Here is a 23,806-nt window from a genome sequence, read left to right as displayed (position 1 = left end):
CTTTAAGATATTTTGAGAATAGCACGTTCAGAAACAACATTCAACCTTAAAATGGAACTATATTTGACTATTTTCAAATTAATGTTCGTGTTTAGAGAGAATTATTTGTGCTGCCTACGTCTAAAAACGGATCCTCGTTCAGCCCAATGGGAAAATTTGGATCGGTAATGTGCTTCAAATTCAGCAACTGCCGCGCTAATCATCTTCAGTTTTCTTGAAAACAAAAAAATCGGCTCCAAAGATTTGTTTCATCTTTGGAGCCGATTTAAGGCCTAGATGCCTAGCCCCTTACAATGCGGGGAGACAAGAAACGGCCAGTCATTTTTATGAATGATGCAACGGCTTAAGCTGCTTTGGTAGAAAGCGACTTGCCATCTTTGGCGATAAAGAGTTGTGGCGCGACCGTTAGCAAAATGCCGACAACGACAATGGCCAATACGGTACTGAACAGCGCTGATCCACCGTTAACGATCAACGAATAGATCCAGGCATTCATGCCTTTTGGTGCATAACTGCCCCAGAAAACAACGCCAGCGATAAAGTGAATGAAGTACTTAGCAAAAGTACCGATGATAATACCGGCGAAAGCATAGCCGCTAGCCTTTACCTTTTCGCCGCCGCGAACGTTCTTTTGAAAGGCAGCATAGGTCAATCCCATCAAACCAACCAGCGTGAACGCGATTGGATATTCAAGGAAGCCCTGAATCGGGTTCAGGACACTGCCACCGCTCAGGCCACGTAGAATCAAATCAAGAATGCCCCAGACAAAGCCAGCCCATGCGGCAGGAATCGCCCCACGCCGCATCGCCAGCACCGCGATCGGAATCAAGCCATAATTCAACTCAATCGCCGAAACCCCGGTGGTATGCGGAATATACGTCAGCGCCATCGCAAACGCGGCAATAATCGCTGTTTCCAAAATAACAACCAGACGCTTATGTTGTTGCATAAAAAAAGCCTCCTAGTGAATCCCCACTCACAAAGAAGGTCGCTTCCGACCGTTCACAAATCCCTACGCTCGCATTAACGAACAGGTTCGAAGGGTCCGGGTCTCCCCGATCTCAGCCAATGGCTCCCCTTTGTGAAGGTTCATCGAATTAATTGATACAACTTTATCCTACCAGACTTTGGAGAAAGGGCAAATATTTTACCCAGAGCAGAGCGTGAACCAGCCCGGTTAGAAACCGGAGCATAAGTGGCCTCAGACCTAAATGGCCGGGCTTTGGCCATTTTAGGTCTGAGGTCCTTATGTGGAGGTTTCTGGGCTGGTGAGCGCGTTTTTAAGTGTATCAGGAACTAATCTGTCTTTTACCATTTATGCTTGAGAGGTCCTTACACGCAGGTTTCTGGGCCTGCCAACGCGTTTTATGGAGCGTGAGCGTACTTCAGAATAGCTGCTATCTTGCAACACGAATTTTCTCACTCACCGACTCAACCGCGTCTTTTCCTCCCGGTGCAAAGCCTCCAACGACTTCCCTGCCGTTTCCGGGACAAAGACAATGACAAACAGCAAGGACACAATGTTCGTCACAATGAAGCAAACGAAGGTCCAAAACATCCCCATTTGTGCCAAGCCAATCGGGAAAAGCACCCCGACCGCAAAATTACCTAACCACAGGAAGAAGGTCGCTGTGCCCATACCGAGTCCACGCAACTGCTCCGGGAAAATCTCCGACATAAGCAACCAAGTCATCGGGCTAATCGCTCCTTGGAAGAAGGCTAGAAAGAGCATCATCATCAGAATGGTTATAAAGGCACGCATTGGCGATCCTGCGGGCAAACGGGTAGCGAACGTGACGCCGGTAATCGCCAGTGACGTACCGATTAAACCAATAATCAGTAATGGTCGGCGCGGCACATGTTTAAGTAATTGCATCGTCACAATTGTGGCAACAACCGCCGTGACCCCATTGGCAATGTTGGCAACCAAAGCACTGTTGCGGCCAAATCCGGTCATCTGCAAAATTGACGTTCCGTAATACATCATGACATTAATCCCGGCAATTTGCTGGATAACGCCTAAACTAATACCGATCATCAACAGTCGCCGAATCCACTTAACCTTAAGTGCATCAACCGGCTTAACTTTTTTATGTTCTGCACTTTTCGCAATCGTCTGTTTTAAATGTTCAAGCTCATTTGGAACCTCTTGTGGCGTTCGCAAAACCGCAAGACTGGCTTTGGCATCCTGTTGACGACCCTTCATCATTAACCAGCGCGGCGACTCAGGAACAAAATGGGTGCCAACACCCAAAAGGATAGCCGGGATCACGGCTAAGACGATCATCCACCGCCAAATACCGTGAACATTACCAAAATTCGTCCCTAAAACGGCATTCAGGATGAACGCAAGCAGTTGACCCGAGACGACCATTAATTCATTTTGGGTCACAAGTCGACCGCGCCGATTCGTTGGCGCAATTTCGGCCAGAAAACTAGGAACCAAAACCGAAACACCACCGACTGCCAGCCCCAAGACCATCCGAGCGCCAATCAACCAACCAGCACTAGGCGCTAGTGAAGAAGCGAGTGTGGCGAGAAAAAATAAACCGGCTAATCCGGTAATCAAACGTTTACGCCCGTACCGGTCACTGACACGGCCGACCAACACCGCACCAAAAGCCGCGCCTAACGTTAAACTACTGGTAACCCATCCCTGTAAACCAGGTGCTAATTTAAGTTCACTGGAAATAAACGGCAAAGCGCCATTAATGACGCCGGTATCATAGCCAAAAAGAAGACCGCCCATTGTCGAAATGAGCGCCACCAGTCGTAACCGAACACGCGCAGTGGAAAAAGCACCGGCCCTGCGCTGCAAGCCTGTTTTTGTTTGATGTTGTAAATACATGCAATTCCCCCTCATTCGGTGAACCACCATACTTACTATCACAGATCTGCATCGCGGCTCGACCTTTTTAGTTTACATAATAACCATACCACTTTTCTGAAAATGCTGCATGTGCGCCAAGTGGATACGACCAGCGCATGCATTACTGTCTGCTTATCAAGCTCCACTTAAAAGAAATGACAAAGCTATCTCGCCAAAGCTTTAAAGCAATTAAAAAAGACCGCCACCCTATTTGGGATGACAGCCTTCTTCAAATCATGACGTCATTACTGACCGGTTGTCTTTTTAACCAAGTCCGCATTTTCGTCATTTGAAATATTTTCATTTAGAGCAACATCGGCCATTTTAGCCATGTCCTCAGTGGAAAGCCGCTTCATTAAGCTGCGCACCTTAAGAACAGAAGTTGCAGACATGGAATATTCGTCAAGTCCCATACCAAGCAGCAGCGGAACCATGATCGGATCACCAGCAGCTTCACCACACATGCCAGCCCATTTGCCTTCCTTGTGGGCTGAGTCAATCACATGCTTGACCAGCCGGAGGATCGAAGGGTTGTATGGTTGATACAGGTAAGAAACATGTTCGTTCCCACGATCAGCCGCCATGGAGTACTGAATTAAATCGTTAGTCCCGATCGAGAAGAAGTCGACATACTTAGCAAACTGATCAGCCAAAACCGCCGCAGCAGGAATTTCGATCATGATGCCAAGTTGAATGTTGTCGGATACCTTAACGCCATCCTTAACCAGCTTGTCTTTTTCTTCTGTGAAGATCTGCTTAGCCTGTTTGAACTCGGAAATGGTTGCGATCATCGGGAACATGATCCGCAGATTACCGAATGCAGATGCGCGCAACAAAGCCCGTAATTGCGTACGGAAAATATCCTGACGATCAAGACTGATCCGGATCGCACGATAGCCTAAGAATGGGTTTTGTTCTTGCGGTAGTGGCAGGTATGGCAAATGCTTATCCCCGCCAATATCCATTGTCCGAACAACAACCGGCTTCGGATTCATGGTTTCAAGAACCTTCTTGTAAGCCTCGAACTGATCGTCTTCAGTCGGCAATTCGGAAGAATCCATGTAAAGGAATTCGGTACGATACAGGCCGATACCTTCAGCACCATTTGCCAGCACACCATCGAGATCCTTAGGGGTCCCGATGTTAGCCGCAACATCAAAATGCTTGCCATCAGCCGTCACGGATTTCGCCGTCTTCAGTTGTGCCCATTCAGCCTTTTGCTTGGCAAATACTTCAGCAGCTTGCTTGAACTTGGCAACTTCATCCGTCGAAGGATCAATGACAACTTCGCCGGTAAGACCATCAACGGAAATCAATTGACCATTTTTGGCCTTTTTGGTGACGTCATCGGTTCCGACAACAGCAGGAATTTCCAAAGAACGCGCCATGATCGCACTATGGGCCGTCCGACCACCGATGTCGGTGACGAATGCCTTCACATACTTCTTGTTGAGCTGTGCCGTGTCAGAAGGGGTCAAATCGTGAGCCACGATAATGACTTCTTCATCAATCAATGCCGGATTCGGCAATGTACGACCCAACAAATGCGCCATAATACGCTTTGTTACATCGCGAACATCGGCAGCACGTTCCTGCATATACGGATTATCAGTCATGCCTTCAAAGGTCTGAATGAAGAATTCAGAAACTTCCTTCAAAGCTTGTTCGGCATTTACTTTTTCGTCCTTGATCTTGGATTCGATCTGACCGGTAAAGTCAGGATCAGCCAAAATCATCATATGGGCATCAAAAACTTGAGCCTCTTCTTCGCCAAGCGATTCAGCGGCCTTTGCACGGATAACCTTTAACTCATCATTACTTTGATCAAGTGCCTGCTTCAGCCGATTGATTTCCTTTGAAGGATCATCAACCGTTTTTTTGTCAAATGATAAATCAGGTTGAACCAGTAAATAGGCCTTCGCTGTGGCGATCCCATCACTAGCAGCGATTCCCTTCAAATGTTCAGCCATTATTCAGCCAAGCCTTCTTTTTTCATAGTATCGGTAATAGCAGCAATTGCGTCTGCTTCGTCAGCACCTTCAGCAGAAATGGTAACATCGGCGCCTTGGCCAACACCCAAACTCATAACACCCATAATGGACTTCAGGTTAACGCTCTTACCTTTATATTCCAAGTTGATGTCTGAGTTGAACTTGCTGGCTGCTTGTACCAACAAGGTTGCCGGACGTGCGTGGATCCCGGTTTCTGCAATAATGTTAAATTCACGTTTTTCCATGACTGATCTGCTCCTTCATATTAACTAGATTTCTAGTGTTTTTCCGAATAGTTTATAGGCACACTAACACCTAAAACAATTCATGTAAACCTTACCATTTTTTGTAGCTTGCCACAAGCGTCACATGAGATTTGACGCTTATTTAGCGGGAATCAACTGACCGGTAATGGTATTCGATGACACCATCGCGTTTGGCCGTCCCCACAATTTCTTCACGATCGGGATAATTTGTCCATGCCGCCCGAAACGCCATGAATGTTTCGGGCGTCACCGTGATCTTGTCACGCTGACCAGTCTTTAACTCATCCATTAAAGCGACATAATCCTGAGTCATCTATTTGCCTCACCTCACTCCATAAGGTTAGCATAAAAGTAGGCATTGAAAAAGCGCTAATGCCTGATATCACTGAAATATTTGGAACTTTTTAGCACTCTTATGTGTCGAGTGCTTGCATTCTCGCTATGAGGGTGTATACTATTGCCATAGGTCAAGAAAGGTCAAACCTTTTTCGACTATATGTGGCACCTATTTAGACAGGAAGGTTGTGACAAAATGTTATGTGAAAACTGTCATAAGAATCCAGCCACTATTCATCTTTCAACCGTTGTTAACGGTACGCGGCAGGAGATCAATCTCTGCCAAAACTGTTATCAATTACTCAAGAAACAAGCAGGAGGAAATATGAATCCAACAAATGCTACTGATCCGTTTGGGTTCGGGAGCTTAGATGATATCTTCCGTGCGATGAATCAGGGAATGGATCGGCCGCAACAGCCCAACGCGCAAATCCCGCCTACTCAGGCAGGTCGCGGCGGGAATGGTAACAACGGCCGCAATGGCAATGGTGGTAAGGGATTACTGGGTCAATTCGGTGTTGATCTGACCGAACAGGCACGCAAAGGCCAAATTGATCCGGTCATCGGCCGCGACAAGGAAATTTCACGGGTGATCGAAATCCTGAATCGCCGGACGAAGAATAACCCGGTTCTGATCGGTGAAGCCGGTGTCGGTAAAACCGCTGTCGTCGAAGGCTTGGCTTTGAAGATTGCCAATGGCGACGTACCGGCAAAACTCCAGGATCGTCACGTTATTCGCCTCGATGTCGTTTCCCTCGTTCAAGGAACCGGTATTCGTGGTCAATTCGAGCAGCGGATGCAACAATTGATCGACGAACTCAAACAAAATAAGAACATTATCCTATTTATTGATGAAATTCACGAAATTGTCGGTGCCGGCAATGCTGAAGGCGGCATGGATGCAGGCAACGTTTTGAAACCTGCCCTCGCTCGTGGCGAATTGCAACTGGTTGGCGCAACCACCAGCAACGAGTATCGGCAAATTGAAAAAGATTCCGCGCTTGCTCGGCGACTCCAGCCAGTCATGGTTGAAGAACCTAGCGTTGACGAAACCATTAAAATTCTGAAAGGCTTGCAGCCGCGTTATCAAGACTTCCATCATGTTAAGTATACGGAAGCCGCGATTGAGGCCGCAGCTACACTCAGCAACCGCTACATTCAGGATCGCTTCTTACCTGACAAAGCCATTGACCTGTTGGATGAAGCCGGTTCTCGCAAGAATTTGACGATTGCAACCGTTGATCCTGAAACGATCAAAACCAAGATTGCGGATGCCGAGAATCAAAAGCAGGCAGCGCTTAAGCAGGAAGATTACGAAAAAGCCGCCTTCTATCGCGATCAAGTCACGAAATTAGAAGACATGGCCAAGAAACAATCAAATCTACCTGAAGATGAAGTGCCAACCGTCACCGAAAAAGACATGGAAAAGATTGTCGAAGAAAAGACCAACATTCCTGTCGGTGAATTGAAAGCACAAGAACAGGCACAATTGAAGAACCTCGCGAGTGATCTTGAAAAACATGTCATCGGCCAAAATGAAGCAGTTGACAAAGTTGCGCGGGCCATTCGCCGTAACCGGATTGGCTTCAACAAGACGGGCCGGCCAATCGGTTCCTTCCTCTTCGTTGGGCCTACCGGTGTTGGTAAAACCGAACTGGCCAAGCAGCTTGCCAAAGAGCTGTTCGGTTCGGAAGATGCCATGATTCGGTTTGACATGTCGGAGTACATGGAGAAATTCAGTGTCTCCAAACTGATCGGTTCACCGCCAGGCTATGTTGGCTACGAGGAAGCCGGCCAGTTAACTGAAAAAGTTCGTCGAAATCCTTATAGTCTGATTCTGTTAGATGAAATTGAAAAAGCCCATCCCGATGTTATGAACATGTTCCTGCAGATTCTGGATGATGGCCGCTTGACAGATTCGCAAGGGCGTACCGTTTCCTTCAAGGATACCATCATCATCATGACGTCCAATGCCGGATCAACCGATGCCGAGGCTAATGTTGGTTTTGGTGCAACCTTGAGTGGCAAGACGCACAGCGTTCTGGATCAGCTTGGCAATTACTTCAAGCCGGAATTCCTCAACCGGTTCGATGATATTGTTGAATTCAAGCCACTTTCTAAAGATGACTTGTTGAAGATCGTTTCCTTAATGATCACTGACACCAACAATAATCTCAAGAGTCAGGGCCTGACGATTCATGTCACCGATCCGGTCAAAGAGAAGCTGGTCAGCCTGGGTTACAATCCATCCATGGGTGCGCGGCCATTACGGCGGGTTATCCAAGAACAGATTGAAGATCGGGTAGCCGACTTCTATCTGGATCATCCGGATGCCAAGGAACTTGAAGCACGCATCAGCAATGGTGAAATTACGGTTGGCGAACCAGCCAAAGCCGAAACGCCTTCAAAAACCAGCAAAAAGTAAACACCATCAGTCATCAACCGATCATCGCGATCAAGATGAGTGATGCAAAGACAGAAAGCCCGCGGACAAAATGTTCGCGGGCTTTCGATTGTACATAATATTATTTTTCCTTAAATTGTTTTATAATAAAACCAGTAGGAAGAGAAATGGAGGGCCTGACCATGCGACTGATTAATGTCACCAACAGCTTTAGAAATTTGGTAAGCCAGCAACTAAGCGGCACTGATGCCCGACTTGTCAAAGTTTTTTCACTCGGTCAAACCACCGTTGTTTATACAGAGGCACCTTCGCACATCGAGATATTGTTCACCAACGAACGCCGCAACATTCAACGTGAGGAAATTGCTTACACGCTTGATCGACTGCTCAAAAAGTCCATTGACGATGTTTCGCCAATCATAGGCCACCACTTAGCCGAGATAACGATCCCTAAGTTAGAACGTCAGGCTGAATAAAAGAGGCATTTTGTTCATTCGATAGGCAATCAAACGATGTTTCGTAACGGTTATCATGTATAAGCAAAAAGGCGCCTCGAAATCCAGAAACAAAAAAAGCGGCCAATAGCCGTTTTTTTTGTGCCAAGATTAAAGCTTAGCCGTCAATTTCACATCCGGATACTTGTCCGCAAACCACCGCTCGGCGTATTGGTTTTCAAACAAGAACAACGGATCGCCGTGAATATCCTGCACCAGCAGGTTCCGCGAACTGCTCATCTTTTCGTCCATCTGATCCGGATCAATCCAGCGGGCAATGCGCGAACCGATCGGGGTCATCACAACCTCGGAGTGGTATTCATGCAACATCCGGAACTGGAAAACTTCAAACTGCAACTGCCCAACGGCTCCAAGAATGTACTCGTTTGTATGGTAAGTCTTATAAAGTTGAACTGCCCCTTCTTGGACCAGCTGCTGCATGCCCTTATGAAATGACTTTTGTTTCATGACATTTTTGGGGGTAACGCGCATGAAGATTTCCGGGGTAAACTGCGGTAACTTTTCGAATTGAATCAGCGTTTTTCCTTGATAAATGGTATCGCCAATCTGAAAATTACCGGTATCATATAAGCCGACGATATCCCCGGCAACCGCAGTCGAGACGGTTTCGCGGCTGTCTGCCATAAACTCGGTCGAATTGTTCAGCCGCATTGTTTTACCGGTACGATGTAAGACGACATCCATGCCGCGCTCAAATTCGCCGGAAACAATGCGCACAAACGCAATCCGATCGCGATGAGCCGGGTTCATATTCGCTTGGATCTTGAAGACGAACGCTGAGAATTCCGGATTGGTCGGCATCACTTCATCACCTTGCTCAGTCTTTTTGGGACCCGGCTCAGGCGCATATTTAACAAAGCTATTCAGAAAAGTTTCGACGCCAAAGTTAGTCAAGGCTGACCCGAAGAAAACTGGCGTCTGATCACCAGCCATGATTTTCTTGAGGCTAAATTGATTACCCGCATCGTTTAACAGCTCAATGTCATCCATCGTTTGCGTGTAAATAGAATCCTGAGTCAATGGTTCACTGGCATCCAATTCACCTTTGTCATTAAGCGGCAAAAAGCGATCTTCTCCTTCTCGTCGATATAACTCGATTCGGTTATTTACCCGATCGTACAGCCCTTTCAAGCCTTTGCCCATCCCAATCGGCCAGTTCATCGCATAACCTTCAATACCCAGCAGATCCTCTAATTCAGCAATCAAATCCAACGGCTCGCGCCCGTCGCGATCCAATTTATTCATGAAGGTAAAAATAGGAATACCACGCTGCTTAACAACTTTAAACAGCTTCTTAGTCTGGGCTTCGATCCCTTTAGCTGAATCGATCACCATCACGGCAGCATCGACAGCCATCAGTGTCCGATACGTATCTTCGGAAAAGTCCTCGTGCCCGGGGGTATCCAAAATATTAATACGTTTGCCTTGATAATTGAATTGCATCACCGAACTCGTGACCGAAATACCACGTTTCTTTTCGATTTCCATCCAATCCGATTTGGCAAAATGTCCGGACTTTCGGCCTTTAACCGTCCCGGCTTCACGGATGACACCGCCAAACAGCAATAGCTGCTCGGTAATCGTCGTCTTCCCGGCATCCGGGTGAGAAATAATCGCAAACGTCCGCCGTTTTGCGACTTCTTGTGCTAATTCCTGTGGTTTCATTATCTGGTTCCTTCCAAAATGTTCAAAGTTACTGCCAGCATCTGCCCATGTTATCTTGAGCCGAGCTAGCTATCGGTTTCCTTGGACGATACTTCTGTCGATGTCTCTAACGTCGGCATATCAGTTAAATGAATGTGAACGTTGACAAGCCGTGACCCTTCTACTTTGCCGGTCGACAAAACAACCCCCGGTGCTAGCTCAAGTTTTTCGCTATGATGCGTCGATGGAATCGCGCCAAGCTGCGTCAACACATAGCCGGCGATCGTATCAACATCCGGCACATCCAGACTGGTCTTGAATAAATCATTGAACTCGGAAATCGGCATCCGCCCAGAAACGACATAGTCATGCTCCGTTTGTTTCGTATAAAGCTGCTCCGCCTGATCCGATTCATCATCAATATCGCCAACGATTTCCTCAAGTAAATCCTCAATCGTGACAATGCCAACAACACCGCCATACTCATCCAAAAGAATGGCAATTTGCTGTTGGCGAGTTTGCATTTCCTTCAACAGTGCATCCACCGTAATGGTTTCCGGCACAAACACCGGTTCTGTCATCACCGATTCGATTTTAACATGTTCAAATCCAACTCGCCGCGCCTCTTTGAGTAAGTTCTTGATATGGACAATCCCGATGACATGGTCCTTATCCTCTTCGTATACTGGGATTCGTGAGTAAATATTATTTAAAATCGCGTCGATTGCTTTTTGATCAGGCTCTTCGGCATCAATCATGAAGGCATCTGTTCGCGGCACCATTACTTCACGCGCCATCGTGTCTGACAACGAGATAATCCCTTCAAACATTTGATATTCATCAGGATCAATGGCACCGGCATTCCGACCATTTTCGATCATGGCAACCATTTCTTCCCGCGTAACCGATTCGCCTTGATGGGTAAATTCCATTGGCGTCAGCTTCATCAACAGTTGGGTTGACGCCGATAAAAGCCAGACAAACGGACGCATTAACGTCGCCAGCCAACTAATCGGCGTCACGCTCAGCTTGGCCACGCGTTCTGCCCGTTGAAGCGCCACCTGCTTGGGATAAAGTTCACCGAAGACAAGCGAAAAATACGATAAGATCAACGTGACTAAAATCACCGCTGCTTCATGCGCAAAAGACCAGTTACCAAAAATCGGCGCAATCCGATCAGCCAACGTGGTTGCCGCCGAAGCCGACGCAAAAAATCCGGCAAAGGTAATGCCGACTTGAATCGTCGCCAAAAACCGGCTGGAATCCTTCATAATGGCAACCAACTTAGCTGCCTTTCGATCACCCTTGTCTGCCTGTGCTTGCATTCGGGTACGTGAGCTTGAAACGACCGCAATTTCTGCGGCAGCAAATCCTGCATTAATTAAAGTCAAAAAGATAATGAGGATTAACTGTCCCCATATCTGACCGTCTGGGTCACTGCCCATTCAAAAACACAACCTTTCGTAAAAAAACGGGGACTCATCCCCGTAGTTCGATCACTTCAGTATAGCAAGTCCTTATTTCTTTTTCAATTCAGAATCGTGCTGCGCGCCGTCCCGTGGGGTCGGCTCGGGTAGTTCGCGCTCATCATCAAAATCTTCGTCATCCTTATGTTCTTGATGGAACCGATATAGTTCGTATAAGTAAGTAATGACGGTTTTGATCACGGCATAAGTCGGTACAGCCAAAATAGTGCCCAGTAGCCCCCATAAATTGCCCGCCACCATCAGCAAAATGATGATGGTCAACGGATGAATGTCCAAAGACCGACCGATGACATTAGGATAGATGAAGTTCCCGTCAGTCATCTGAATAATGACGACGACCAAGACAACCAGCAAAACTTTGGTCCATCCCTGGGTTGCCGCAATGACCAGCGCTGGGGCAATGCCAATATACGGTCCCAAATAAGGAATGATGGTGACCACACCGGCAATGAAACCCAGCAGATACGCGTATGGCATGCCAATGATCAGATAGCCAATAAACGTAAAGGTGCCAACGAATAAACATTCAATTGCCTGACCACCGATATAATGCGATAGTGTGGCATTCAAGCGTGTGAACACTGTTGCCACCTCCGCATGATACCGCCGCGGTAAGAGTCGCTGAATACTTGGCACGAAGTTTTCGCCGTCTTTAAGGAAGTAAAAGAGCATCACCGGAATCGTAATAATGCTGACCACAATACTTGCCAAAGAACCGATCATACCCGGCAATCCACTTGAGAAGCTGCCTAGCACCTGACTCAGCAATTTGCTTGGCGATATTTGTAAGCTTGCCACATATTTGCCAATGTTAAGCCGCTGATACCAAGTGTAGTGCGAAGCCTTACTGATAAAGGAACGCAACCCCTTTAAGAAATCCGGAATATTGGTAATGAATTGGGTGACCTGGTAAATCAGATTCGGCAGGACCGCCATGACAATTAAGACGATGGCGCCAATAACCACCAGGAAAATCAAAAGAATCGAAATATTGCGACTGATATGCAGCCGTTGCAACAGCTTCACAATCGGATTAAACAAATAGAACAAAAATCCAGCCGACAGAATCGGGATCAGCAGCGTTGAAAAGAACGTTGCAACCGGCGCAAATAAGAACGAGACCTGGGTTAAGCCGATCACCACGAAAATCAGTACCAATAACTCGACTGACCAGAACATTAATTTTGAATGGCGTAACTTATCAAACATAATTGGCCTCCCCAACCTCTTCTCGATAGTGTTATAATAGCAAACAATTTATCAAAACGGAAAGAAGGTTCGCACTTTGGAATTAAAGACAACAACTGCTTTAGATTCAGCGATTCACCAAGATAGCGTTCAGATCCGGACACATGTTTTCGTCAAGGAACAGCACGTCCCGGCAGATCTGGAAGTCGACAGTGATGAAGGAAAAGCCACCTACTTTGTCCTTTATGACGCTGACTTGCCTGTGGCTACTGCTCGAATTTTACCGGAAGCAAACGGCTATCACGTTCAACGCGTTGCCGTGGAAAAGGTCTACCGCAAGCATGGCCTTGGCAAAATGGTGCTAACCGCCATCATCAAATATGCCCGCCAGCATCATGTGGCGTTTCTAAAACTCGGCGCCCAGATTCAGGCAGTTGGTTTTTATAAAACTTTAGGATTTGAATTAACGAATCGACCGGAATTCCTGGATGCCGGCATTCGCCATCGTGAAATGATACTGAAATTAGATTAAGCGGTGCTTCAGGTTAGTCCGATTAAACCATTCAAATTTGAAAAAAATACGCTTCTAATTTGAATTTATTAGAAGCCCATCACTACAAGCAGGTCATGCCGCGCTTGCTTTTTTATTCATATTCGTCCACACCGGTCAACTGGTTCGGATCAATATAAAGACGATAAGCCACCGTTTTGACCGCCGTTCCATCAAGCAGGTAACTTTCCAGATAATAAGGATGATCCGTCTGGCCTAAACGTTCGGGCAGTGGATAACCTGCCTGTTCGATGATCTGTAAGCCTTTATTAAAGCTGGTAGCCAACGGTAATTCTTTTGCCAAAATTTGACTGGCCGGTTGCTTCACTTGTCCGGCCGTCGCTGCTGGCAGCGAGAAGCAATCATAGGCTTTTGGTACATCTGTCCCCGCCGGCAATAAGCTGCCAATCCAGTACAGAAGGGTATCATACGGCGAAAAGATCACCATCGCCGTTCGGTTAGGCGTTTTGGCCAACTGATCAAGCGATTTAAATCCCAGTCGCTGTTCGAAATCCGTCCACGCAGGGCGAAACGTGCCGAGTTGATCGCTACTTTCGGTTGTATAAGCATGACCTGCAAATAATTGTGCAGGTTGTTGCGGAATTTGTTTCATATTGCCTCTAACATTCATACCGTCTTCAGATTCGATGGGCCAATTGTAAGTACCGGCGATACCACAAATCTACATAGGCTTGGGAAAAAGGCCCCTTACCGTGGTTGATCCAATCGACCAGCACTTTAACGTTGGCTTTCAAAATACGATCCGTCGTGGCGGGGTACTGCCACATTTTGCGGTGGGCTTCATATTCATCAACATCCAGCAGGCGCTTTTCCCCGTCCGCAAACACTTTGACATCTAAGTCGTAATCAATATATTTCAGTGCTTCCTGATCCATGGTAAAAGGAGTCGCCAAGTTGCAATAATACGAAACGCCACCTTCACGAATCATCGCAATCACATTGAACCAGTAATGCTTGTGAAAGAAAATAATTGCCGGCTCCCGCGTCAACCAGCGACGCCCGTCAGACTCGGTGACCAAGGTATGATCATTGCAGCCGATCAAGGCGTCTTCACTCGTTTTAAGCACCATCGTGTCACGCCAGGTGCGATGCAAACTGCCATCATGTTTATAACTTTGAATGGCAAACGAGTCGCCTTCTTTAGGGATCAGCATACAAAACCCGCTTTCTAAAATTCCGATTTCCATTATAACAAAGCTTATCGGATACCGCTAAAAAACTAGAGCTTTAGTCCTCTTCTGCCAAATCCGCCAAAACATCATCGATGGCATCCAAATCGAACCCCTTGCGAAATAAAGCCGACTTGACCTTTTGCTTACGAATTCGCGCTTCGTAATGTTGTTTTAACCGCCACTGTTTCGCAGCCTCGGCTTTTAAAAGTGCCAGCTCACTTTCTGCATCCGGTTGCGGATCGAGAATTTCAATCGCGGCAGCAATCGTTGCTTCATCAAATCCTTTTTGTATCAAGGCAACCCGCAGTCGCTGTAATTGATCCTTAAATGCCCGGTTTTGATGGTGGCGCAGATTTTTTTGACCCGCACGCACCGCGGCTTCGGTCCAGGTTGCCGCCGGGACGGTTGCCAATTGCTCGGTTAACAAATCGGCCGTAATGCCTTTCTGCTCGAGCTTGTGACGCACCATGCGTGGTCCGGCTTCGCCCATTTTGCTATTGGCTTCTAAATAGCGCTGAACATACTCGACATCGTTTAAGAACCCCAGCTCGGTTAAACGCTTTAAGATTTGGCCGATGACGTCTTCCGGAAAATCTTCTTTCGCCAACCGTTCCTTGACTTCGTGGCGAGTGCGACTTTGATGGTTGATATAATTCAAACCGATTTCCAAACCCATGGCAACGACTTCGCTGTCCTTGATCTGGGCCTCCTCCGCTGGTGTGAGTGTCATCCCTTTGGCGAGCTGATAATTCACCAACGTCGTCTCACTGACCGGAAAGGCATACTCACCGTCCAGAAAAATATTATAGCGTCCCCGCCGTTTTTGCGCTGTTATCTTTGTAATTTGCCCCATGCGCTTTTGATCACCTTTCTAATCATGCCATCACTTATGTTATACTTTTCATAAATAAGATGGAGGTCTGTTATGTTTGAAGCTAGTTTTTTTGACCGTCATAGTTTGATTAATTATCAACTATTTCGGGCAATGAAGACCTTGCCACAAACAACCATATCGATCAATGCACTTAGCCGCACAACAGGTTTATCATACTCGCAAACCTACACGGCATTTCAGACCGTTTTGGTTCAGCTTAATAAAATCATTCCTGACGAAGCCGTTGACGAGGCAAATTTTACCCAATTTTTAAAACGGGTCACGCTCAACCAATACCGCTTTGCCTTGCTTAAAGACAGCCTGCCTTTTGAATTCTTTGATGACGTGTTTAAAAATCCGCATCCTGATTTTCACCGATTTAAAGAAAATCACCAGACAAGCGTTTCAACCTTGCGACGCCGCATCACCCCATTTCGGGATTACTTGGCGGACAATGGCGTTAATCTCAACAGCACAACTTGGGCAATCGAAGGTGATGAGCTACATATCCGCTTGGCGATGTTTACTTTTTTTATGCTCGCTTATCGCGGGGCTGGCTGGCCATTTTCGGCTGCCCAAGAGCAACAGGCAAAGATGCTTTTGGCTGAGATCAATCAGGTCGCGCCAACATTTTTGCTGGTACCGGTGCAACCGATGTCCAAGGAAGCATTGGTCATTCTTGCCATTCAGCTGATGCGGATCAAAGCAGGCCATGCCCTATTGCCGAATCGCCGCATGCAGTTGCTTTTTTCCGGACACGATGACCTGCCGGATTTGATTTTTACCCAATCACGGTTTCCTAATCTGTCAGCGTCAGAACTAAAGGCGGAAAAACAATTTTATTATTTTATGCGCATGTATTTTATGACCGTGACTCGGCAACCGCAAACGCTTGATCGGCAAATCATCGAACATTTCGATGAAACCGATAACCTCGTGAATCGATTTGTTTTTGGGTTGCTCAGCCACTTGAACGATCAGCTGCAAGAAACGGATCGCCAGCTGATTGCCGAAAGCCAAGTCATGATTGCTAATTTATACCGCCTTAGTTTTAACGAATATGTACTCGATGGACGATTTAGCCAGCGCATTGATTTTGCCCAATCACCTTACGAGGAAGCCGACAGCAGTCAATTAGCTGCGGAAATTCAGCGGTACCTCAAAAAAATTCCTAAATCGATGCCTGAATCTATTTTTGCTGACTTTCCCGAGCCCTTCATCAGCGGCTTATATCTTTTGGTGAAAGACAATTATCCTGAACTTAACCGAGACATGCAGATGGTCGTTAACGTTCTCATCGAGCATGACTCGTTTGCCAAACGGGATTTGCTCAATTTTCTGGATGATTTAGGCTTTATCCGGGTTGTGCCACCTGATGCAGCAGTCAAACCGGATTTGATCATCACCAGCCTCACCAAACCAAAACGGGTGATCCCGCGTTTGGGCCACCCGTTTGATCCCGCAACCCCGCTGATTACCTGGATGCCGGAACCGACTGATTTAGATTATTTCAATCTTTATCGCCGACTCAAACAATTACAGCGTCAACACGGCTCATCAGCGCAGTCCTAAACTCTTATTTTTTAATGAAAGGGTTTGGCGGTATAGCCGACAAAATAAACTAACGCCTCATAGCCGGCCAGTCCCAAAACAACCGCGGTCACCAGCAGCGTGTTGTTCAGGTTGCTATTACGGTTAAACCACAAAAAAACCACCATCAGAAACATCACAACAAAATAAGCATTTTGCAGACTACGATTGATCTGAATTTCAAACTTGGCTTCCGGACTTTGGTAATCAATCGCATGTACCTTGTTTAATCGGCCAACTTTATAGGTTATTTTGTCACCGCGTTGAACTTTAAGATCTAGCGTTTCGCCAACGTGTATGACATGTGGCGTGTCGTTTTGCCAAACGGTCGCCGTCATTTTTTTGCTCATGGTATTCGAATAAGTAATTTTCACAGTCAATCCTCCTGAAAGTACATTATACTAGAATTTTTCAGGGATCGTCACCATTTGTCAGCGTAAAGGAGTATTTCATGGCAACCACGGTTAAAATCGGACAACGTTTTCCATTATCTATCAAGCGGTTGGATATCAACGGCGCAGGTATCGGGTACTATCAACGCAAAATCACTTTTGTTACCGGTGCGCTCCCCGGCGAAATCGTTGTTGCTGAAGTGACGGCGATTCATGACCGCTATCTTGAAGCCAAGGTCCACAAAATCCGTTCGGCCTCATCTGATCGAGTGAAACCCACGGAACCTCTCTATGGGCAGATCGGCGGGGTCGAATTAAACCACCTTGCTTATCCGGCTCAATTGCGCTTCAAACGGGATGTGGTCGCACAGGCCTTAGCCAAGTTCAAACCAGCCGGCTGGCAACATTATGACTTAAAACCAACCATCGGCATGACGCACCCGACGCATTATCGCAACAAAGCTCAGTTCCCGGTTCGAGTCATTGACGGTCATGTTCGTGCCGGTTTATACGCCCCTGGATCACATCACCTTGTCCCGTTAACCCATTTTTTGACACAGGCGCCGTTGACCATGAAAGTCGTGACTGTTTTGTGTCAGCTGCTTGAAGAGTTCCAGATTCCGATTTACGAAGAAAAAAAGAATGCCGGCATTGTCAAAACATTGGTCGTTCGGGAATCTTTTGCAACTGGTGAAGTGCAAGTCACATTCATTACCAACAGCGCTAAACTGCCCCAGCAAACCAAATTGGTCGCGGCCATTGCAACACGTTTGCCTATGGTCGTCAGCATTGCCCAAAATATTAATCCTGGCAACACTTCAATTATTTGGGGCAAGGAAAGCCGACTTTTGGCTGGCCAACCTTATATCCAGGAAACGTTGTTAGACCGCACTTTTCAGGTTTCACCGCAAGCCTTTTTACAACTTAACCCAGCGCAAACTGAACGGCTTTATACCATCGCAAAAGACGCACTTGAACTGGACCGAAGCGATACACTGGTCGATGCGTATTGTGGGATCGGCACTGTCGGCATCAGTCTCGCTGACCGGCACCAGACAATCTACGGCATGGATACGGTGCCTGAAGCGATTGCCGATGCGAAAGCTAATGCGGCTCACAATGGCTTTACCAAGACACATTACTTTGTTGGCAAAGCTGAGTCTCTGTTTTCTAAGTGGCTGGCAGAAGGGATTCACCCTGACGCCGTGATTGTCGACCCACCGCGTGCCGGCCTCGAACGTCCTTTTATTAATGCCTTGCTGAACCTTAATCCTAAAAAGTTTGTTTATATTTCCTGCAACCCCTCAACGTTGGCGCGTGATCTCGTTCCTCTGGCCAAACATTACAAGGTTGATTGGATTCAAAGCATCGACATGTTCCCGCAAACTGCCCGCTGTGAGGCAGTTGTCAAGTTTACGCGGCGCTAATCGCGTTAAATGAAGCAGCGTCTTCACTATCCGCATTCGTCCCCCAATTCATCCATCCAAAGCGAGGTTCCTGCCATGAAAATTTATTTTGCCAATGCGCTTTTCAGTCACGCCGATTTTGACTACAACGCAAAATTAGCCGCGCAAATTCGCGCCGCCGTTCCTGACGTCGATCTGTATGTGCCTCAGGAAAACGCGGCAATTAACAATAAAGAAGCTTATGCCGATTCCAAAATGATCGCCCAAGCTGATACTGATCGCCTGGAGGCTGCTGATTTGTTGGTGGCAATCTTGGACGGTCCGGTCATCGACAATGGGGTGGCCACTGAAATCGGGGTCGCCTATGCCACCAAAATCCCGATTCTCGGCCTCTATACCGACAGCCGACGTCTTGGCGCTACTAATCAGCAAAAGCTCGACGCCTTGCAACGGGTTGCCGAAAATCAATTTCATTATCTGAATCTTTATACAACAGGGCTAATCAAACTCAACGGTGCCATCTACACCGATGAAGCAGCGTTGGTTGCGGCCATAAAAGTCCGGGCAAACGCTTAAATCAAAAAAGCTTCCGCCACCAGATAACAATCTGATGAACGGAAGCTTTTTATGACTCACCTAAACATTCGCAGTGGTTTTTTCTGCATCTTCAAGCAATTGCCGGAATGGGATCAGACTCTCAGCATGATACTTCTTCACGAAAGCATCGACTGCTTCGGGATCCTGGGTTTGCTTGTCGAGAACCAATTGCTCGACCGGAATCGGCCGCAAATTTGAAATCTTCACATCAATCACAACCGGGCCCTTGCGATCCTTCGCCTTGGCAAAGGCATCCTTGAGTTCGTCCAAGGTGTGGACTTCAAAGCCCTGCGCGCCCATTGCTTCGGCAGCTTTGCCATAATCGGCACCGATCAGATCAACTCCTGAGTGTGGCTGGTGCGTATCATCCTGCTCTGCTTCGATGAACCCTAGGCTTTGGTTCGTCAAAACCACGTTAATGATCGGCAGGTGATACTTCACTTGTGTCATAATGTCTTGCATCACCATCGCAAAGCCACCATCACCAGAGATTGACCATACCTGACGATCCGGGAACTCTGATTGTGCCCCAATCGCTGCTGGCAACGCATAACCCATCGTCGCATACCAGCCGGACGTAGTGAAGGCCTGATCATCGTTAGCCTTAAGATAGCGCATTCCATTAATCGTCACGTTACCAACGTCGACTTGGAAAATGGCATCCTTTTCCGCCATCTCGTTGATGAGCTTGAAGATTGGCTCAACCCGCAGTGGCGTTTCAGCGTCGTCTTCAAAGGACTTCATCCAATCAACCCAGTTTGCCTTATTAGCTAATGAAGCGCGATACCAAGCCGTTTCCGGTAATGGCTCAGCGACCGTAGTCAATGCTTTGATGAACTTCTTGGCATCAGCCAGAACCGCTAAGTCAACGGTGTGACGCCGGCCAAACTTGCTGGCATCAATATCGACTTGAATATATTTGGCATTCGGTGCGATAAAGTATGGCTGGAATGGAAAATCCGAACCAAGGAACAAGACCATATCGGCACCACGGGCGACCTCAACGCCGGGTTTGGACGCGACCCGTCCGGCAGAACCCATATTTGCCTTGTAGTCGTCAGGAACAACGCCTTTTGCCAAAGCCGTGGTAATGATCGGAATATGCGTTTTCTCGGAAAAAGCAATAATCTCGTCCCGAGCACCACGCGCGCCATTACCAACGTATAAAATCGGCTTCTTGGCACCTTTAATAATGCTCCAGGCTGTTGCTACCTGTTCCGGATCCGGCTCAGGTAAAAGCGGCTTCTGGTAGAGATTGGCTGATGAAACATAATTGTCGTCAATCTGTTCCCAACCAAGATCTTTAGGAATCGTGACCACTGCCACACCCTGATGCTTGTATGCTTGGCGAATGGCCTCGTCAACCACATGTGGCAACTGAGCAGCCGTCATCGCCGTCCGATTGTAAACCGAAACATCGGCAAACATCGGATTCTCGTTCATTTCCTGGAAATAGTTGGTGTTCATGGCAGCAGTCGGCACCTGCCCGACCAAAGCCAAAACCGGCACATGATCGTATTGCGCATCATACAACCCATTCAGCAGATGTACTGCCCCAGGCCCAGCAGAACCAAACGTTGCGCCAATGCGGCCAGTTACTTTAGCTTCACCGGCTGCGGCTAACGCACCGACTTCTTCATGCCGAACCTGAACATAGTTGATCGTGTGACGCCGATTATAAAGTGCATTCATCGTGCTATCAAAAGAACCACCAGGCAACCCATAAATGTTATGAATGCCCCAGTCTTCGAGCACCTTGATCATTGCGTCTGCAGCGTTGATTTTTTCTGTCATGACACTTGCCTCCATTATTACTTACATTTTGTAAGTTAATTACAAAAGTGAGTATAACAATTAATCGTCCGCAATGCAAGCCTTTTCATCTCAATCAATCTTGCAAAAACGCTAAAAATCCAGAAATCGCTTCCATGACCGGCATAATAAGCCCATGGGAACCATAACAGTCAACCAAATTGACTAATACAGATTGGTAGATTCTTCACCGCTCGCCGAAAATAACCGTCATAAAATAACCAGCTGCAAATCAGATTAATGTGGCAAAGTCGATGAATCAGCCGGCTGCTTTTCGTACAAGCGCTCTTGCTCGACGACACCGGTCAATACAAATTGCCCCCGGAAGTATGCCGGATCCGGCCGATAATCTTCGGGATCATAAGGTACCTTGTCGCTAAACAGTGCCTCGTATTCCGGCACCGTCAACTGTTGCCGCTCATCTAACTGACGCGCGTGGGCGGCCGAGTTTAGTTGATCCTTAAAGCCCGGCTGCAAAATCCCGCTGAAGAACTCCGCCACGGCACCCGAGCCATATGAAAAGAGCCCGATACGGTCGCCGGCCTGCAGTGTTGCATCGTGATCCAATAAGGAAAGCAGACCCAAATAAAGCGAACCCGTATAAATATTGCCAATCCGGCGGCAATAGCGGGTGCTAGCGTCAAACCGTTCCCCTAACCGCTTCACAGTCTGGTCATCAGCTTGGGGTAAGACTAAATTCAACGCCTTTTTGCCCATTTTGGTGTAAGGCAAATGGAAGGTCATCCCCGCAAAATCAGCTGCGGTTAAATGGTTTTCAGCCTGATAACGATCCCAGACCGCCTGAAAGAAGGCCAAATACTGCTCGGTGGAATACTTTCCCTGGGCAATTGCTGTATCCTGGTAAACCGGCCGCCAAAAATCATTAATCGATGCCGAGCGATAAACCGAATCCGACTCAATCGTGATGAGTCGCGGATCCGCCTTGACGGTCATCGCCACGGCACCGGCGCCTTGGGTGACTTCACCTGCTGTCGCCAAGCCGTACCGGGCAATATCAGCGGCGATGACCAGCACACTTTTGTCTGGGTGTCCGGCCACGTAATCCCGTGCCATCATCAAAGCCGCGGTGCCGCCATAACAGGCTTCTTTTAATTCAACTGCGCGCACCCATTCAGGCAAGTCCAGCAACTGATGAATAAACAAAGCAGCCGACTTGCTTGCATCCACGCCACTTTCGGTTCCGACCAGCACCATTCCCAGGCTGTCCCGGATCGCCGGGGTCACCAATGGCGCTGCAGCATTGGCGCCCATGGTCACAATGTCTTGACTTGAAGGCGGTACCGCCTGTTCATCTTGGCCGATGCCGATGGTGTATTTGTCCGGTTCATCTCCCCGAACCTTTGCGAGTTCCACTAAATCGACGTAGAAGTCCGGTGTATCCATTGCAATGGCATCAATCCCGATTTTCATTTTTTGATTGGCCTACTTTCTGATTTGATTGAATGTTTGCTAAATAAGTTTTGGCATGTGCCAGGTCCATTTGCCCTTCCCGTAATGCGGCGACCAGATCCGGAAGTTCATGTTCGTCAGCACCAGCCGCAATCGCTAAGGCATTGGCTTGCAACTTCATATGCCCGGCTTGAATACCCGGTCCGGCCAGTGCCCGTAATGCCGCAAGATTCTGGACCAAGCCCAATGCCGCAATCACCTGCTGCATGGTGGCTAAATCGCGATAACCACCAAGCCGGCGGGCAGCTTGTGCCAATGGCAAGGCACCGATTGCACCACCGACTGCCCCAAGTGGCAACGGTATTTGCAGCGTTCCCTCTAATTTACCGGCTTGCATCACCCAGCGCGATAAAGGTTGATATTGGCCGCTGGCAGCCGCAAAAGCTCCCGCACTCGCAGCAACTGCCCGCGTGTCATTGCCAGTTGCCAAAACTGCTCCAATAACGCCATTAAGAATCCCTTTATTATGCGTCACGGCCCGTTCCGGATCGACAAAAGCCAATTCGCTAAGTTGCACGATTTTTTTGGCAATCACCTCACCTGGCACTGTCTTCGTTGCAAGGGTTGCTGGGTCCAGTCGAACTGTCGCGGTCACCAATTCGGCTGGGGCATTTGTCAAAATGCTGACCAAAATCGTTCCATCGAGCCAGGTTTTAATCACTGCTGCAACTGCTTCGGCTACCGTATTGGCATAATTGGCGCCCATCGCCTCTTTAGGATCAAGGGTTAAACGAATCTTCAAAAACCGGTTGGCTAACACTGACACGGCAACTGCAACTAACCCGCCACCACGCTGAATCATGGAAGGATGGGCGGCTGCCGCGACCGCTTTGATGTCTGCTTGATGGGCCAAAACCGTTTGCTTGGCAGCTTCCAAATCGGCTAAGTCTGTCAAAACAACCTCAGCGTCTACCTGATGCGGATCAACCCGTGCCGCGACCCCGCCATTTTCCGCAGCAATCCGTGCACCATTACTGGCCGCTGCTACAACAGAAGGTTCTTCGTTGGCCAGCGGCACCTGATGCAATTGGCCATTCACTAACAAGTTGCGTGCGACTCCTAAAGGTAGTGAAAATTCACCGATTGAATTTTCGATCAACCGTGCTTCGGTCGTGGCAGGAAGTGAAGATGTTGCCGCGAATAAACCGGCATCCGCCTGCGTCAGTGAACCTTCGCGAATCAATTGCGCACGCCTTTCTTCAGGCGTTTTTTCATAAAATTT

Annotated in this window: 21 protein-coding genes and 1 riboswitch; of the genes, 6 read left to right on the top strand and 15 right to left on the bottom strand. The window is 47.7% G+C overall.

Going from position 1 to position 23,806, the window contains the following annotated elements:
* Positions 1–343 precede the first annotated feature (343 nt).
* The 5 genes from thiT to ykzS form a co-directional block, all read right to left on the bottom strand.
* Positions 344–949, bottom strand: coding sequence for an energy-coupled thiamine transporter ThiT (gene thiT, locus GSO_RS00330; protein WP_010487772.1), 606 nt, complete (start codon positions 947–949; stop codon positions 344–346).
* Positions 950–991: 42 nt separating this feature from the next.
* Positions 992–1,089, bottom strand: a riboswitch (TPP riboswitch).
* Between the two features lie 334 nt (positions 1,090–1,423).
* A complete protein-coding gene (locus tag GSO_RS00325; RefSeq protein WP_010487770.1) occupies positions 1,424–2,848 on the bottom strand; it encodes a sugar porter family MFS transporter in 1,425 nt (474 codons plus the stop codon).
* Positions 2,849–3,114: 266 nt separating this feature from the next.
* Complete coding sequence (ptsP, locus tag GSO_RS00320) at positions 3,115–4,839, bottom strand: phosphoenolpyruvate--protein phosphotransferase (protein WP_010487769.1); 1,725 nt, start codon at positions 4,837–4,839, stop codon at positions 3,115–3,117.
* Positions 4,839–5,105: a phosphocarrier protein HPr gene (locus GSO_RS00315; RefSeq protein WP_003566007.1), complete on the bottom strand. Its 267-nt coding sequence runs from the start codon at positions 5,103–5,105 to the stop codon at positions 4,839–4,841. Before GSO_RS00315 ends, ptsP begins: the two co-directional genes overlap by 1 nt.
* Positions 5,106–5,247: 142 nt before the next feature.
* Positions 5,248–5,439 (bottom strand): protein YkzS, encoded by a 192-nt coding sequence (ykzS, locus tag GSO_RS00310; RefSeq protein ID WP_010487689.1) that lies wholly within the window; start codon positions 5,437–5,439, stop codon positions 5,248–5,250.
* Between the two features lie 219 nt (positions 5,440–5,658).
* Between ykzS and GSO_RS00305 the strand changes: the two genes are divergently transcribed.
* Together GSO_RS00305 and GSO_RS00300 are read left to right on the top strand one after the other, a co-directional pair.
* On the top strand, positions 5,659–7,887 hold the full coding sequence (locus tag GSO_RS00305; protein ID WP_162829146.1) for an ATP-dependent Clp protease ATP-binding subunit: 2,229 nt from the start codon (positions 5,659–5,661) through the stop codon (positions 7,885–7,887).
* Between the two features lie 161 nt (positions 7,888–8,048).
* Positions 8,049–8,342 carry a DUF1827 family protein gene (locus GSO_RS00300; protein WP_010487685.1) on the top strand — a complete coding sequence of 98 codons (294 nt, stop codon included), beginning with the start codon at positions 8,049–8,051 and terminating at the stop codon, positions 8,340–8,342.
* Between the two features lie 129 nt (positions 8,343–8,471).
* Here the strand turns inward: GSO_RS00300 and GSO_RS00295 are convergent, their stop codons facing one another.
* The 3 genes from GSO_RS00295 to GSO_RS00285 form a co-directional block, all read right to left on the bottom strand.
* Positions 8,472–10,046, bottom strand: a complete 1,575-nt coding sequence (locus GSO_RS00295) for a peptide chain release factor 3 (RefSeq protein WP_010487683.1) — start codon at positions 10,044–10,046, stop codon at positions 8,472–8,474.
* A 65-nt stretch (positions 10,047–10,111) separates the two neighbouring features.
* Complete coding sequence (locus GSO_RS00290; protein WP_010487681.1) at positions 10,112–11,470, bottom strand: hemolysin family protein; 1,359 nt, start codon at positions 11,468–11,470, stop codon at positions 10,112–10,114.
* A gap of 72 nt (positions 11,471–11,542) precedes the next feature.
* Positions 11,543–12,721, bottom strand: a complete 1,179-nt coding sequence (locus GSO_RS00285; RefSeq protein WP_010487679.1) for an AI-2E family transporter — start codon at positions 12,719–12,721, stop codon at positions 11,543–11,545.
* A gap of 76 nt (positions 12,722–12,797) precedes the next feature.
* Between GSO_RS00285 and GSO_RS00280 the strand changes: the two genes are divergently transcribed.
* Positions 12,798–13,232, top strand: coding sequence for a GNAT family N-acetyltransferase (locus GSO_RS00280; RefSeq protein WP_010487677.1), 435 nt, complete (start codon positions 12,798–12,800; stop codon positions 13,230–13,232).
* A gap of 112 nt (positions 13,233–13,344) precedes the next feature.
* Here GSO_RS00280 and GSO_RS00275 read toward each other — a convergent pair whose 3' ends face one another.
* From GSO_RS00275 to recX, 3 genes are all read right to left on the bottom strand, one after another.
* The gene (locus tag GSO_RS00275) at positions 13,345–13,863 is read right to left on the bottom strand and encodes a hypothetical protein (protein WP_010487675.1); all 519 of its coding nucleotides are present in this window, start codon (positions 13,861–13,863) and stop codon (positions 13,345–13,347) included.
* Positions 13,864–13,888: 25 nt separating this feature from the next.
* Complete coding sequence (gene ntdP / locus GSO_RS00270) at positions 13,889–14,425, bottom strand: nucleoside tri-diphosphate phosphatase (protein WP_010487673.1); 537 nt, start codon at positions 14,423–14,425, stop codon at positions 13,889–13,891.
* Between the two features lie 73 nt (positions 14,426–14,498).
* Complete coding sequence (recX, locus tag GSO_RS00265; RefSeq protein ID WP_010487671.1) at positions 14,499–15,296, bottom strand: recombination regulator RecX; 798 nt, start codon at positions 15,294–15,296, stop codon at positions 14,499–14,501.
* 72 nt (positions 15,297–15,368) lie between these two features.
* Here recX and GSO_RS00260 point away from each other — a divergent pair, with 72 nt between their 5' ends.
* Entirely contained in the window at positions 15,369–16,889 is a 1,521-nt protein-coding gene (locus GSO_RS00260; protein ID WP_010487668.1) for a helix-turn-helix domain-containing protein, read from the top strand.
* A gap of 11 nt (positions 16,890–16,900) precedes the next feature.
* Here the strand turns inward: GSO_RS00260 and GSO_RS00255 are convergent, their stop codons facing one another.
* The gene (locus tag GSO_RS00255; protein WP_010487667.1) at positions 16,901–17,281 is read right to left on the bottom strand and encodes a hypothetical protein; all 381 of its coding nucleotides are present in this window, start codon (positions 17,279–17,281) and stop codon (positions 16,901–16,903) included.
* Between the two features lie 77 nt (positions 17,282–17,358).
* On the opposite strand from GSO_RS00255, the gene rlmD reads away from it, so the two are divergent.
* Both rlmD and GSO_RS00245 read left to right on the top strand, forming a co-directional pair.
* Positions 17,359–18,726: a 23S rRNA (uracil(1939)-C(5))-methyltransferase RlmD gene (rlmD, locus tag GSO_RS00250; RefSeq protein WP_010487665.1), complete on the top strand. Its 1,368-nt coding sequence runs from the start codon at positions 17,359–17,361 to the stop codon at positions 18,724–18,726.
* Positions 18,727–18,801: 75 nt separating this feature from the next.
* Complete coding sequence (locus GSO_RS00245; protein WP_010487663.1) at positions 18,802–19,281, top strand: nucleoside 2-deoxyribosyltransferase; 480 nt, start codon at positions 18,802–18,804, stop codon at positions 19,279–19,281.
* 60 nt (positions 19,282–19,341) lie between these two features.
* Here GSO_RS00245 and spxB read toward each other — a convergent pair whose 3' ends face one another.
* The 3 genes from spxB to GSO_RS00230 form a co-directional block, all read right to left on the bottom strand.
* Complete coding sequence (spxB, locus tag GSO_RS00240) at positions 19,342–21,096, bottom strand: pyruvate oxidase (RefSeq protein ID WP_010487661.1); 1,755 nt, start codon at positions 21,094–21,096, stop codon at positions 19,342–19,344.
* A 255-nt stretch (positions 21,097–21,351) separates the two neighbouring features.
* Positions 21,352–22,545 carry a hydroxymethylglutaryl-CoA synthase gene (locus tag GSO_RS00235; RefSeq protein WP_010487659.1) on the bottom strand — a complete coding sequence of 398 codons (1,194 nt, stop codon included), beginning with the start codon at positions 22,543–22,545 and terminating at the stop codon, positions 21,352–21,354.
* The coding region (locus tag GSO_RS00230) for a hydroxymethylglutaryl-CoA reductase, degradative (RefSeq protein ID WP_010487657.1) at positions 22,529–23,806 on the bottom strand (1,278 nt) is incomplete at its 5' end. The genes GSO_RS00230 and GSO_RS00235, both read right to left, overlap by 17 nt.

The organism is Lacticaseibacillus zeae DSM 20178 = KCTC 3804, assembly GCF_000260435.1.
Lineage (GTDB): Bacteria > Bacillota > Bacilli > Lactobacillales > Lactobacillaceae > Lacticaseibacillus > Lacticaseibacillus zeae.
The sequence above is the reverse complement of the archived record's forward strand: the minus strand, read 5'-3'. Positions and strand labels throughout refer to the sequence as shown.

Bases quoted from the DNA above. Each gene is read 5' to 3' on its own strand.
- thiT (WP_010487772.1), bottom strand. From the start codon at position 949: ATGCAACAACATAAGCGTCTGGTTGTTATTTTGGAAACAGCGATTATT.
- GSO_RS00325 (WP_010487770.1), bottom strand. From the start codon at position 2,848: ATGTATTTACAACATCAAACAAAAACAGGCTTGCAGCGCAGGGCCGGT.
- ptsP (WP_010487769.1), bottom strand. From the start codon at position 4,839: ATGGCTGAACATTTGAAGGGAATCGCTGCTAGTGATGGGATCGCCACA.
- GSO_RS00315 (WP_003566007.1), bottom strand. From the start codon at position 5,105: ATGGAAAAACGTGAATTTAACATTATTGCAGAAACCGGGATCCACGCA.
- ykzS (WP_010487689.1), bottom strand. From the start codon at position 5,439: ATGACTCAGGATTATGTCGCTTTAATGGATGAGTTAAAGACTGGTCAG.
- GSO_RS00305 (WP_162829146.1), top strand. From the start codon at position 5,659: ATGTTATGTGAAAACTGTCATAAGAATCCAGCCACTATTCATCTTTCA.
- GSO_RS00300 (WP_010487685.1), top strand. From the start codon at position 8,049: ATGCGACTGATTAATGTCACCAACAGCTTTAGAAATTTGGTAAGCCAG.
- GSO_RS00295 (WP_010487683.1), bottom strand. From the start codon at position 10,046: ATGAAACCACAGGAATTAGCACAAGAAGTCGCAAAACGGCGGACGTTT.
- GSO_RS00290 (WP_010487681.1), bottom strand. From the start codon at position 11,470: ATGGGCAGTGACCCAGACGGTCAGATATGGGGACAGTTAATCCTCATT.
- GSO_RS00285 (WP_010487679.1), bottom strand. From the start codon at position 12,721: ATGTTTGATAAGTTACGCCATTCAAAATTAATGTTCTGGTCAGTCGAG.
- GSO_RS00275 (WP_010487675.1), bottom strand. From the start codon at position 13,863: ATGAAACAAATTCCGCAACAACCTGCACAATTATTTGCAGGTCATGCT.
- ntdP (WP_010487673.1), bottom strand. From the start codon at position 14,425: ATGCTGATCCCTAAAGAAGGCGACTCGTTTGCCATTCAAAGTTATAAA.
- recX (WP_010487671.1), bottom strand. From the start codon at position 15,296: ATGGGGCAAATTACAAAGATAACAGCGCAAAAACGGCGGGGACGCTAT.
- GSO_RS00260 (WP_010487668.1), top strand. From the start codon at position 15,369: ATGTTTGAAGCTAGTTTTTTTGACCGTCATAGTTTGATTAATTATCAA.
- rlmD (WP_010487665.1), top strand. From the start codon at position 17,359: ATGGCAACCACGGTTAAAATCGGACAACGTTTTCCATTATCTATCAAG.
- GSO_RS00245 (WP_010487663.1), top strand. From the start codon at position 18,802: ATGAAAATTTATTTTGCCAATGCGCTTTTCAGTCACGCCGATTTTGAC.
- spxB (WP_010487661.1), bottom strand. From the start codon at position 21,096: ATGACAGAAAAAATCAACGCTGCAGACGCAATGATCAAGGTGCTCGAA.
- GSO_RS00235 (WP_010487659.1), bottom strand. From the start codon at position 22,545: ATGAAAATCGGGATTGATGCCATTGCAATGGATACACCGGACTTCTAC.